This window comes from Marinimicrobium sp. C6131 (assembly GCF_026153455.1).
Classification (GTDB): Bacteria; Pseudomonadota; Gammaproteobacteria; order Pseudomonadales; family Cellvibrionaceae; genus Marinimicrobium.
In genome coordinates this window covers 1,261,961-1,274,255 of record NZ_CP110629.1, presented here as the reverse complement: position 1 = coordinate 1,274,255, position 12,295 = coordinate 1,261,961, and the positions used below count along the sequence as shown (strand labels likewise).

The 12,295-nt window shown below is 57.6% G+C and carries 10 protein-coding genes; 8 read left to right on the top strand and 2 right to left on the bottom strand.

The features are described from left to right. The first annotated feature begins 35 nt into the window (after window positions 1–35). From clpP to OOT55_RS05330, 5 genes are all read left to right on the top strand, one after another. Complete coding sequence (gene clpP, locus OOT55_RS05350; RefSeq protein ID WP_265368104.1) at window positions 36–671, top strand: ATP-dependent Clp endopeptidase proteolytic subunit ClpP; 636 nt, start codon at window positions 36–38, stop codon at window positions 669–671. A 146-nt stretch (window positions 672–817) separates the two neighbouring features. Then, window positions 818–2,107, top strand: a complete 1,290-nt coding sequence (gene clpX, locus OOT55_RS05345) for an ATP-dependent Clp protease ATP-binding subunit ClpX (RefSeq protein WP_265368103.1) — start codon at window positions 818–820, stop codon at window positions 2,105–2,107. Window positions 2,108–2,274: 167 nt separating this feature from the next. Beyond that, on the top strand, window positions 2,275–4,695 hold the full coding sequence (lon, locus tag OOT55_RS05340) for an endopeptidase La (protein ID WP_265368102.1): 2,421 nt from the start codon (window positions 2,275–2,277) through the stop codon (window positions 4,693–4,695). 366 nt (window positions 4,696–5,061) lie between these two features. Next, window positions 5,062–5,334, top strand: coding sequence for an HU family DNA-binding protein (locus OOT55_RS05335; protein ID WP_024460227.1), 273 nt, complete (start codon window positions 5,062–5,064; stop codon window positions 5,332–5,334). A gap of 251 nt (window positions 5,335–5,585) precedes the next feature. Next, a complete protein-coding gene (locus tag OOT55_RS05330; RefSeq protein ID WP_265368101.1) occupies window positions 5,586–7,451 on the top strand; it encodes a SurA N-terminal domain-containing protein in 1,866 nt (621 codons plus the stop codon). Between the two features lie 93 nt (window positions 7,452–7,544). On the opposite strand, the gene OOT55_RS05325 is transcribed toward OOT55_RS05330, so the two are convergent. Both OOT55_RS05325 and gloB read right to left on the bottom strand, forming a co-directional pair. Next, window positions 7,545–9,140, bottom strand: a complete 1,596-nt coding sequence (locus tag OOT55_RS05325) for a lytic transglycosylase (RefSeq protein WP_265368100.1) — start codon at window positions 9,138–9,140, stop codon at window positions 7,545–7,547. A 141-nt stretch (window positions 9,141–9,281) separates the two neighbouring features. After that, a complete protein-coding gene (gloB, locus tag OOT55_RS05320) occupies window positions 9,282–10,067 on the bottom strand; it encodes a hydroxyacylglutathione hydrolase (protein WP_265368099.1) in 786 nt (261 codons plus the stop codon). An 85-nt stretch (window positions 10,068–10,152) separates the two neighbouring features. Here gloB and OOT55_RS05315 point away from each other — a divergent pair, with 85 nt between their 5' ends. Genes OOT55_RS05315 through dnaQ form a run of 3 tightly spaced genes read left to right on the top strand, consistent with a single transcriptional unit; the run spans window position 10,153 to window position 12,141 of the window. Continuing rightward, window positions 10,153–10,965 (top strand): class I SAM-dependent methyltransferase, encoded by an 813-nt coding sequence (locus OOT55_RS05315; RefSeq protein WP_265368098.1) that lies wholly within the window; start codon window positions 10,153–10,155, stop codon window positions 10,963–10,965. Between the two features lie 25 nt (window positions 10,966–10,990). Further along, on the top strand, window positions 10,991–11,428 hold the full coding sequence (gene rnhA / locus OOT55_RS05310; protein ID WP_265368097.1) for a ribonuclease HI: 438 nt from the start codon (window positions 10,991–10,993) through the stop codon (window positions 11,426–11,428). A gap of 2 nt (window positions 11,429–11,430) precedes the next feature. Continuing rightward, on the top strand, window positions 11,431–12,141 hold the full coding sequence (gene dnaQ, locus OOT55_RS05305; RefSeq protein ID WP_265368096.1) for a DNA polymerase III subunit epsilon: 711 nt from the start codon (window positions 11,431–11,433) through the stop codon (window positions 12,139–12,141). The last annotated feature ends 154 nt before the right edge of the window (window positions 12,142–12,295 follow it).

Genomic DNA, 12,295 nt, shown 5'->3' with positions numbered 1-12,295 from the left:
AGCCGCGGTAGTCAATAGAAGGACATACGGTTTTTATGTCGAACGATTTTTCCAAACAGGTACCTGACGTTATGGCATCCGGCTTGATTCCCATGGTGGTGGAGCAGACCGCCCGTGGAGAGCGCTCTTACGACATTTACTCCCGACTGCTCAAAGAGCGGGTGATCTTCCTGGTGGGGCAGGTCGAAGACTATATGGCGAACCTGGTGGTGGCTCAGCTCCTGTTCCTGGAAGCCGAGAACCCCGACAAGGATATTCATCTGTACATCAACTCGCCGGGGGGGTCGGTGACCGCCGGTATGGCGATTTACGACACCATGCAGTTCATCAAGCCCGATGTCAGCACCATGTGTATCGGTCAGGCATGCAGCATGGGCGCATTCCTGTTGACCGCCGGCGCCAAAGGCAAGCGGTTCTGTCTGCCCAACTCCCGGGTCATGATTCACCAGCCCAGCGGTGGAGCCCAGGGGCAGGCGTCGGACATCCATATTCAGGCGCGCGAAATCCTGAGCATCCGGGAGCGCCTGAATGAACTGATGGCCTACCACACCGGCCAGTCGGTGGAGAAGATTGCGCTGGACACCGAACGGGACAACTTCATGAGTGCCCAGAAGTCGGTCGAGTACGGCCTGGTGGACAGTGTGGTCAGCCGCCGCGGTGGCGCTGCATAATCCGGCACCCGCACGTCCGGGCATCCAAACGGAGCCCGGGACGTATACTTCATTGAGTCTGGAGGCCAAACGGGCGAATCCAGCTTGAAATTCCGGGTAAAAGGTTGCATCTTTACCCCTATAAGCGTTTAAGACGGAGTGGTTTAATGACCGATCACACCAAAGACAGTGGCGACAAGAACGGCAAATTGCTGTATTGCTCGTTCTGCGGTAAGAGCCAGCACGAAGTGCGCAAGCTGATCGCCGGCCCCTCGGTGTTCATCTGCGATGAGTGTGTCGATCTGTGTAATGACATCATCCGGGAGGAGATTCAGGAGGCGGCGGCCGAAGGGCCTTCCGAGCATCTGCCCACGCCGAGCGAAATCTCATCGATTCTGGATGAATATGTCATCGGCCAGAAACGTGCCAAGAAAGTGCTCGCAGTGGCGGTATACAACCACTACAAGCGCTTGCGGATGGGCGATAAAGGCAAGGACCCGATCGAGCTTGGCAAAAGCAACATCCTGCTGGTCGGGCCCACTGGCAGCGGTAAAACCCTGCTGGCTGAAACTCTGGCACGCCTGCTTGATGTACCTTTTACGATTGCCGACGCCACGACGTTAACCGAGGCGGGTTACGTCGGTGAAGACGTCGAAAACATCATTCAGAAACTGTTGCAGAAGTGTGATTACGACGTCGACAAGGCGCAGCAGGGGATCGTGTATATCGATGAGATTGACAAGATTTCCCGCAAGTCTGACAACCCGTCCATCACCCGCGATGTGTCGGGGGAGGGTGTCCAGCAGGCGCTGCTCAAGTTGATCGAAGGTACCGTGGCTTCGGTGCCTCCTCAGGGCGGGCGAAAGCATCCGCAGCAGGAGTTCCTTCAGGTTGACACTAAAAACATCCTGTTTATCTGTGGTGGCGCCTTCGCCGGTCTGGATAAAGTGATTCGTGACCGGTCCGAGAAAGGCGGAATCGGTTTTGGTGCGGAAGTCAAAAGCAAGGATGACAAGCGAAAGTTTGGCGAAATTCTGCACCAGTTGGAGCCCGAGGATCTGGTCCAGTATGGTCTGATTCCGGAGTTTGTCGGTCGTCTTCCCGTGATAGCGACTTTGGATGAGCTCGATAAAGAAGCGCTGATCGAGATCCTGACCGAGCCGAAGAACTCCCTGACCAAGCAGTACCAGAGGCTGTTCGAGATGGAAGGGGTGGATATTGACTTCCGCCGGGATGCTCTGGAAGCGGTGGCGCAGAAAGCCATGGACCGCAAAACCGGTGCCCGGGGATTGCGCTCGATCATGGAAGCGGTGCTGCTCGATACCATGTACAAGATTCCCTCTGAAGAGGGTGTCGTGAAAGTCATCGTAGATGAGTCCGTCATCAAGGGAGAATCTGAGCCCTTGTTGGTCTACGAGCAAAGCGAGGCGCCAGCGAAGGTGGCCAAAGGCGACTGAGAGCGGTTGCAGTACCGTGGTGGAACCGCAAAGAGCGCCTGACGGGCGCTCTTTGCGGTTTTTTACCGTCAAAAACTTGTAATCCGGCGGGGTAGCCCCCAATCTTTTACTGTGTAGCCAATTGGCGACAAGCAGTTTCAGGCCTTCCACTATGAGGACCGACCCAGATGGATCAACAAGACAAGCCCATTCCCACCCAAGTCAGTGATATTCCGCTGTTGCCCCTGCGCGACGTAGTGGTCTATCCCCACATGGTGATCCCCCTTTTCGTGGGCCGTGACAAGTCCATCGAGGCGCTGGAAAGCGCCATGTCGAGCGACAAGCAAGTGTTGCTGGTAGCCCAGAAAAATCCCGGTGACGATGACCCCAAGGCCGAAGATCTGTACAGCGTCGGCACCGTTGCCACTATTCTGCAGCTTCTCAAGCTGCCCGACGGTACGGTCAAGGTACTGGTCGAAGGCGGCGAACGCGCCGCGATCGAAAATGTTGAAGTCATTGACAAGCATTTTCGGGCCAGGGTGAGCCTGCTGGAAGAGGAAACTCTGACGGGGCATCAGGCGGACGCTCTGATCAACTCCACCATTAACCAGTTTGAACAATACGTCACGCTGAGCAAGAAAGTACCCTCGGAGGTGATGACCTCACTCAGTGGCATTGACGAGCCCGGCCGTCTGGCGGATACCGTGGCTGCCCATATGACACTTGAGCTTGGCCAGAAGCAGGCCATTCTGGAAATGGTGTCGGTGCGCGAGCGTATCGAGCATCTGCTGGGTTTGATGGAGGCGGAAATCGATCTGTTCCAGGTCGAGAAAAAAATCCGCGGACGCGTCAAACAGCAGATGGAGAAAAGCCAGCGCGAGTATTATCTGAATGAACAGATGAAAGCCATTCAGAAAGAGCTTGGCGATATGGGAGATGAGGGCAACGAAATCGACGAGCTCGAGAAAAAAATCGAGCAGGTGGGTATGCCCAAGGAAGCCGAGGAGAAAACCCGCGCAGAGCTGAACAAGTTGCGCATGATGTCTCCCATGTCGGCGGAAGCGTCGGTATTGCGCGCCTACATCGACTGGATGCTGAAGGTCCCCTGGAAAAAGCGCAGCAAGGTTCGTCACGATTTGCAGCGTGCGGAGGATGTGCTGGAGAAAGATCACTTTGGTCTGGAGGAAGTCAAGGAACGGATTCTTGAATACCTGGCGGTCCAGAAGCGCGTCAACAAAATCAAGGGTCCGATCCTGTGCCTGGTCGGTCCTCCCGGCGTGGGTAAAACGTCGCTGGGTGAGTCCATTGCCCGTGCCACAAACCGGAAGTTCATCCGTATGGCCCTGGGTGGGGTCCGGGATGAGGCGGAAATTCGTGGCCATCGTCGGACCTATATTGGCTCTCTGCCCGGGAAACTGGTGCAGAAGATGGCCAAAGTCGGGGTAAAGAACCCGCTGTTTCTGTTGGATGAAGTCGACAAGATGGGCATGGACAACCGGGGTGATCCCGCGTCCGCATTGCTGGAAGTGTTGGACCCCGAACAGAACAGCCATTTTAACGATCACTATCTGGAAGTGGATTACGATCTGTCGGACGTCATGTTTGTGTGCACGTCCAACTCCATGAATATTCCGGGCCCTCTGCTGGATCGCATGGAGGTCATTCGTATCCCGGGTTACACCGAGGATGAAAAGCTCAATATTGCACTTCGTTACCTGATTCCGAAGCAGATGAAGTCCAACGGTCTCAAGGAAGGCGAATTGAAAATTGCCGACGAGGCGATTCGGGATATCGTGCGGTATTACACTCGCGAGGCCGGTGTCCGTGGACTGGAGCGGGAAATTGCCAAAGTGTGCCGCAAGGTGGTCACCCGCCATGTGAAGGACAAGACCTTGCGGGAAGACGTGGTGGATTCGGCAGTGCTGGAGGATTACCTGGGGGTTCGCAAGTTTGACTTTGGCCGGGCGGAAGATCGAAACCAGATTGGTCAGGTCACCGGCCTGGCATGGACGCAAGTGGGTGGCGAACTTCTGACGATCGAGTCATCAGCGGTCAAGGGTAAAGGTCGGGTGATCAAAACCGGCTCGTTGGGCGATGTCATGCAGGAGTCCATTCAGGCAGCGCTCACCGTGGTTCGGTCGCGTGCCCAAGTGCTCGGAATCGCACCGGATTACCATGAGAAAGTGGATATTCATATCCACGTGCCGGAAGGGGCAACCCCGAAAGATGGTCCGAGCGCCGGGATTGCCATGTGCACCGCGCTGGTCTCGGTACTGACGAGTATTCCCGTGCGAGCCGACGTCGCCATGACGGGTGAAATCACCCTGAGGGGTGAGGTGTTGCGAATCGGAGGGTTGAAAGAGAAGTTACTTGCAGCCCATCGTGGGGGTATCAAGACCGTTATTATTCCGCAGGAAAATGAGCGTGATCTGAAAGAAATTCCCGACAACATCAAGGAAGATCTCATCATCAAACCGGTACAGTGGATTGATGACGTACTTCAGATCGCGCTGCAGTCGATGCCCAAGCCACTGTCTGATGAGGAGTACCAGGCACTCGAAAAAAAGGCTCAGCAGGACGATTGCGGCAACCGGATCAATACACACTGATCTGAAATAGCGGTTTCCATTGGTAACAACCGGGCCAGCCTGAGGGCTGGCATCCGGGTAACAAAACCAGGCTTTAGCCTCCGGTTTTGGGCAGGTTTGGTCAAATAACGTTCAATCATAGAAGTAATCGCACAAAGCGAACATTGTCTTCTTGACCCGCCTGACCTCACTTGGTATAAATCGCAGTTCATTCGCCAAGCAGGCGGCACGGGGGGCGAATCGCTGTCCTAGCCAACTCACTGTTCAGGCTAATGGTGTTTGCCTGAGCGGGTAGTAACCTGAGCGGGTTTTGAACAGTCATATACTGACTTTGAACAGTAACCTGCGCCATCGATTTCTGAAGCAAATAATCAAAAGGGGTTAAGTGTGAACAAATCCGAGCTGATTGAAGCCATCGCCGCATCTGCGGATATTCCTAAAGCTGCTGCCGGCCGTGCGCTCGACGCCATGGTTGACAACATTACTGGTGCTCTGCAGAAGGGTGATCAGGTTGTTCTGGTCGGTTTTGGTACCTTCGCTGTGAAAGAGCGTGCCGCGCGCACCGGCCGCAACCCACAGACCGGCGCCGAGATCCAGATCGCCGCAGCCAAGGTGCCCAGCTTTAAAGCGGGTAAGGCACTGAAAGACGCGGTTAACTAAGCGTTTTTGACGCGCCTTGTGCGCGTTTTCGGTGATTGCCGGGAACGTTCATTGATCCGTTTCTGAGTATTGAGTGACTGCTCCAGAAACGGGTCGGAGCTCACCCGGCGGTATGAAGAGGCGCATCTATAGAGGTGCGCCTTTTCTTTATTCAACCAGAGCGACTCGCTCAGTCCCTGGTTTGGGCAAGATGATAAGAAAGCGCGTTGGAATCGATCGTCCCAACGGGTTTATATGACTAGGAGCAGACAATGCTGCAGACGATTCGCGACAACTCCAAGGGTGTGGTAGCCGGTATTCTGGTCGGCTTCCTGGTGATTATTTTCGCTTTGTCCGGTGCCGAGGCGCTGTTCTCTGGTTCCAGTCGCTCTGGCGAAGTGGTCTCTGTGGATGGCGAGTCCATTACCGAGAATGAGGTGGCACGGGAAATCTATCGCCAGCGCCAGCAGATTCTGAATCAGTATGGCGACTCCGTTCCTTCCGAATTTGTCAGCGATGAGCGTTTGCGTGAGCCTGCTGTGGAGGCACTGATTCAGCGCAAGGTGCTGATCCAGCATGCCCGTAAGCAGGGAATGGGCGTCAGCGAAAGCACGTTGGATCAGTTGATCCTGAGCTTCCCGCAATTCGCGGGTGAGGACGGCCAGTTCGATCCGAACCGTTACCAGCAGGTACTGCGCTCCATGGGCTATACCCCCGCCCAGTACAAGAGCTTGCTTCGCCAGGAACTGTTGCTCAACCAGTTGTCTTCCGGCGTGGCCTCCAGCGGCTTCGTGACCCAGGACGAACTGGAGCGGTTCGCCGCATTGAATTTCCAGAGCCGGGACTTCCAGTACGCCACCCTGACCCGGGATCGGGTCGCGGACGAGGTGGAGGTGACCGATAGCGATATCGAAGCGTACTATCAAAGCAATCAACCCCAGTTCCGCCAGCCCGAACAGGTGGCCGTCGATTATATTGATCTGAGTGTCGCCAATCTGATGGCGGACATCGAAATTGATGAGCAGACGTTGCGTGACCAGTTCGAGCAGAACCAGTCCGCCCAGGAGAGTCAGGAAGCGGAACGTCGCGTTGCCCATATCCTGCTTGAAGATCCGAGTGACGAACGGATTGCCGAAGTGCAGGCTGCGCTGGAAGAAGGCGCTTCGTTTGCAGAACTGGCGGAACAGTATTCCGATGACCTCGGCTCCAGCGGCCAGGGCGGTGATCTGGGTTTCGTGTCCGGCGAGGGGTTGCCGGAAGCGTTCATGGTGGCCGTAAATTCTCTTGAGGTTGGCGAAGTGTCGGCGCCGGTTGAGACCGACGCTGGAGTGCACTTGATCACGGTGACCGAAGAGCGCGGCACGGAAGAGACGACGTTTGAAGAGGCACGGGAGCGAATTGCCCAACAGCTCAAGCGGGTTGAAGCGGAGAACGAGTTCGTCACTCTGATGGAACGCCTCGGCGAGCTGTCATACAACGCGGACAGCCTGCAGTCGGTTGCGGAGGAATTGAACCTCCCTCTGGAGAATACCGGTCTGTTTGGTCGCAGCGGTGGCTCAGGTGTTGCGGCGGAAACGGCGGTGGTTGAAGCCGCTTTTTCAGAAGAAGTTCTGGAGCGTGATAACAGCAGTGACCTGATTGAGTTGGCGAATGACCGGGTGGTCGTCATCAAGAAAACCGATCACCAGGAGGCTTACATCAAGCCACTGGAAGAGGTGCGGGACCAGATTGCCCGGCAGTTGCGTAATGAGCGCATTCAGTCTCTGTTGGCTGAGCGGGGTGAGGCGCTTCGCCAGGCGGTTGCGTCCGGTCAGTCGCTCTCCGCTGTGGCGGAAGAGGCGGGGCTTGAGGTCCAGACCGCCGAAGGTGTCGAACGTCGCGCCAGCGAATTGGACCGCTCCCTGGTGCAGCATGTGTTTTCCCTGCCCAAGCCTTCAGGCGAGCCTGTGGTCAGCGGTGTACCCACCCGCAATGGCTATGCCGTTGTGGTGCTGACTCAAGCGCAGGATGGCGAGTGGCGCGAACTGAGTGAAGAGGAGCAGCGGTCTTTGCGCCGCAACCTGGCGCAAATGCGGGGTCAGCAAGAGTATTTGGCCTATCGCGAACAACTGCGTCAGGACGTCACTGTCGAACGCTGATCAAATGGCGGGCCATTTGCCCGCCGGTCAGACACAACAAAAAAACCGCCTCAGAAGGGCGGTTTTTTTGTTGTGTGCGAAACACCCGTTTGTTCAGAAAGAGGCGTTATTGGTGACGTCGACAAACAGTGTCAGGGACTGGCCCGGATGAATATAACTGGACGCGGATACCGTATTCCAGCGCAGGATATCCTGGACCGACAGGTTGAAACGACTGGCGATGCGGGCGATTGAGTCACCTTTGCGTACCCGGTAGTGCACCTTGCGTACGACTGAGCGACGGTCGCTCTGGGCACTGCTGGTCAGACCTTCCTGTTCAGTCCAGATCACCAGAGTCTGGCCTGGCATAAGGGTGTCTCCCGGTGCCATGCCATTCCAGTTGGTCAGAGCGCCGACGGTAATCCCGTGGCGCTTGGCGATCGTCCAGAAACTGTCCCCGGGGCGCACTTTGTAGTCCACCCTGGTGCTGCCTTCACTGCCCTGAGAGCGATTCTGGGTCCGCTGGCGGCGCTGATCGGCGCTAAACGCGTAGCGGTTGGCCGGATGTTTGGCTGTGGGAATCATCAGCGTCTGGCCGGCCCGGATCACGTTGCTGCTCAATTGGTTGACGCTTTTGATCGTGTCGACACTGGTTCGATAACGACGGGCGATCGTGATCAATGAGTCGCCACTGACCACGCGGTAGCGATCCCAGCCGACGCGTTCCCGGGTCGGAATACTGGCGAGGTTGGTGCGAAAGGTTTCTTCGTGTTGAACGGGAATCAGCAACCGGTGAGGGCCGTCCGGATCCGTCGCCCAGCGATTGTAGCCGGCGTTCAACAGGTACAGCTCATCCAGGTCCAGCTCTGCGAGCTCGGCCGCTTGCGCCAGATCGATCTGCGACTCCACATTGACCACCCGGAAGTAGGGTTCGTCCGGAACGGGATTGAGCGAAAGGTTGTATCGCTCCGGCTCCCCAATCACTTTCGCAAGCGCCAGCAATTGCGGAACATAGGCCCGGGTTTCCCGGGGCAGGTTCAGCGACCAGAAGTCGGTCGGTTTGCCCCGGCGCTCATTGCTGCGGATCCGGCGCATGACGTTACCCTGACCCGTGTTATAGGACGCCAGTGCGAGCAACCAGTCGCCATCAAACAGTTCGTTGAGATACTTGAGATAGCGAATGGCGGCATCGGTGGAGGCGACCACATCGCGGCGCCCGTCGTACCACCAGTTCTGTTTGAGTCCGTACTGCCGGCCAGTGGCGGGGACAAATTGCCAGATACCGGAAGCTCGTCCATGGGAGTAGGCAAACGGATCAAAAGCGCTTTCGACGATTGGCAGGAGGGCGAGCTCGAGTGGCATCCCTTCGGCTTCAAGCTCATTGGCAATGTGGTGGAGAAACCGCTGCCCCCGCTCAATGACGCGCTCCATGTAGTGAGGGTGACGGGCGTACCAATCAACATAGGTGTCGATCCGCGGGTGGTCAACCTCGGGCAACCCATACCCGGCGCGCAAACGCGGCCAGAGGTTGCCCTGATCCGAGACCACGAATGTTGCCTGTTGCTCCCGATCCAGGGTGCATAGCGACTCGTCGATGACGGGGCGGCTTCTATCCGCCGTTCTGGACGGTTCCGAGGGGCTCAGGGCCTGGCAGCCACCGAGGCTGATCAGGCTGACGGCCAGGGCGAGAGGGCGCTTGAATCGATTCATTGATTACCGAAGTGCTGGTGACAAATGATGCCAGACGTCGTTCGCCAGGCGCGGATTTTCGCGATTCTAGGGACTCTCACCGGGGGCGTCAAGGAACGCCGGAGCAGAGTGGCACCCGGTTCATCCTGCATCCTCTGGGGGCTAAAGAAACCGGTCTTTCCGGGCGCGAAGCTCGGCAAAGACCTCTGACCGTTCGGTATCGAGGGGCAACTGCAGTGCGTTCAGCAGGGCCGGGTCCTCTGTACGCAGGTAAGGATTGGTCGTCCGTTCCAGGGCGAGTTCACTGGGCAGGGTGGGCAGTTTGCGCGCTCTCAGCTTATCGACGTCGCCCAGGCGCTGGCGCACGGCCAGATTGTCCGGCTCCACAGACAGGGCAAATCGCAGATTGGTCTGGGTGTATTCGTGGGCACAATAAATCCGGGTCTGGTCGGGCAGGGCGCTCAGCTTGTCCAGGGATGCCTGAGCCTGAGCCGGGGTTCCTTCAAACAGGCGGCCGCAGCCCGCCGCAAACAGCGCATCGCCGCAGAACAGTCTCGGAGGCGCGTCGTTGGCTGCAGGCTGGAAGTAGGCGAGGTGGTCCAACGTGTGACCGGGTACCGCCATTACCGAGACGGCCAGTCCCGGGAGTTCGAGCCGATCACCATCCTTCACAACGTGATCCACCTGGGGAACCGAGTCCGGTCCATACACCGGGACGCTCAGGCGGGCCAGCACCCCGTCAAGTCCGTCGGTATGATCCCAATGGTGGTGAGTGATCAGAATACCCCGCAAAGTGAGATTCTCCCGCTGCAATGTCCGTAGCACGGGCCCGGCGTCACCGGGGTCAACAAGATATACGTCGCCCGCCTGGCACTCCGGGGCATCGCCCACCGGCAACAACCAGAAATAGTTGCTGTCCAGGGCGGGAATACCGATGGGTTCGCGCATTAAAGGCTCCTGTTTTCATGGGGTTAAGCGAGTATACTCTCAGCTTAGCGGATACCTGCGCAACCGCCGAGTGGGGCGAGTACTTATGACGTCAGACAAGTTCCTGAGCCGGATTCGAGCCTGGCGGCGCCAGCGTTTTGGCGTGCCGCTGGCGGATCAGTCTGCCCGGGAAATGGCGGCCTGGCTCGACACTCCGCTGGGCCGGGCGCTGTTGGCGGCCGAGCAGGTCGCTCTGGATGGCGTGTTGCAGGACCTGTTTGGCTACCATCTGTTGCAGATCAGTGTTGATCCCGCTCTGGATATCACGGGCAGCAGTCGTATCACTCATCGCGTGACGGTAGCGCTCGATAATGCGGGGGCTGCCCCCCTGTCGTCGCTGATTGCGGATCCCCGCCAGTTACCACTGGCCAGCGGGTCCGTCGATCTGGTGGTGCTGCACCACGCCCTGGATTTCAGCCCGACGCCACACCAGTTGTTGCGTGAGGCCCAGCGGGTGCTGATTCCCCGGGGATACCTGGTCGTCGTCGGGTTCAATCCCTGGAGTGGCTTCGGTCTGACGCGCTATTTTACCCGGCTGTTCAGCCGCCATGCCCTCTGGCGGCATCAGCCACTGAGGCTCGGGCGTTTGTTGGATTGGCTGCAGTTGCTGGATCTGGAGCCGGATAGCATCCAGCGCGGGTTTTATCGTCTGCCAGTGCAACATCCGGGCACGCTGCGCCGTTTGCAATGGTGTGACCGCTGGGGTAAAACCCTGCACTTGCCCGGCGGGGCCTTCTATCAGGTCGTGGCCTGCAAAGAGCTGGGTGGAGCGATTCCTGTCAAACCCAGTTGGGAGAGGCGCCCTTCATCACTGCCGGGGTTGGGCGTTCAGCCCATGAGGAAAGATCAAAAGTATTGAAAATCAATGAATTGCTGGTGATAGTTTGAAAAAAGTCGAGATATTTACGGACGGTGCCTGTCGGGGTAATCCGGGGCCCGGAGGCTGGGGCGCATTGCTGCGCTTCAATGGTCAGGAGAAAAGCCTGTACGGCGGCGAAGCCGATACGACCAACAACCGGATGGAGCTGCGCGCGGCGATTGAGGCGCTGGGAGCGCTCAAGGAGCCCTGTGAAGTGGTTTTGACCACCGACTCCCAGTACGTGCGCAAGGGCATCAGTGAGTGGATGGCCGGCTGGAAGCGCAACGGCTGGAAAACCTCGCAGAAAAAGCCGGTGAAAAATGTCGATCTGTGGCGGGCTCTGGACGAGGCGGTGCAAACCCATCGAATTGACTGGCACTGGGTCAAGGGGCACAGTGGTCACCGGGAGAATGAGCTGGCGGACCAACTGGCCAACCGCGGCATTGACGAATTGAGGAACTGATTGTGCGACAGATCGTACTGGACACCGAAACCACGGGGCTCGATCCCTCCCAGGGACACAAAATCATCGAAATCGGGTGTGTGGAACTGGTCAACCGGAAGCTCACGGGGCGCCACTACCATCAGTACATCAACCCGGAGCGGGAGGTGGATGCGGGCGCCATGGAAGTGCACGGCATCACCAATGAGATGCTGGCAGACAAGCCGGTTTTTGCCCAGATTGTTGAGGACTTCCTGGCCTTTGTCGATGGCGCCGAACTTGTCATTCACAATGCGCCGTTCGATATCGGCTTTATCGATCACGAACTCAGGCAGTGGAATGCCCGGTATGGCTCCATCACCCGCCGCTGTGGTGTGGTGGACAGTCTGGTGCTCGCCCGAAGCAAACACCCTGGACAGAAAAACAATCTGGATGCGCTGTGCAAGCGCTACGGCGTTGACAATACCCAGCGCGAACTGCACGGAGCGCTGCTGGATGCCGAGATCCTGGCCGACGTCTATCTGTTGATGACCGGGGGGCAGACGGCCCTGTCACTGGGAGGGAGTTCATCGGCGGGCAGCGGTAATGACAGTTCCGGTCAGGAGCGGCGCCCCCTGTCCGCGCAACGGACGCCGACACCGGTCATTCGTGCCAATGATGAGGAGTTGGCCGCCCACCGCGCGAAGCTTGAGGTGATCGAGAAAAGTGCCGGGCAAGTGCTCTGGCAAGATTGACCAAAGTCCCAAATTGGCTGATTTCTTAGTGGCTTACGTTGCTTTGTTCAAATTTGTGTGAAAAATAGGGGGACTTGGGTTACATTGTTTCCCATAAAACGAGAGCACGTAGAGCGCTGTTTTCCCGAAAAGCGCCTCCCGGGCGGGGTCTGAT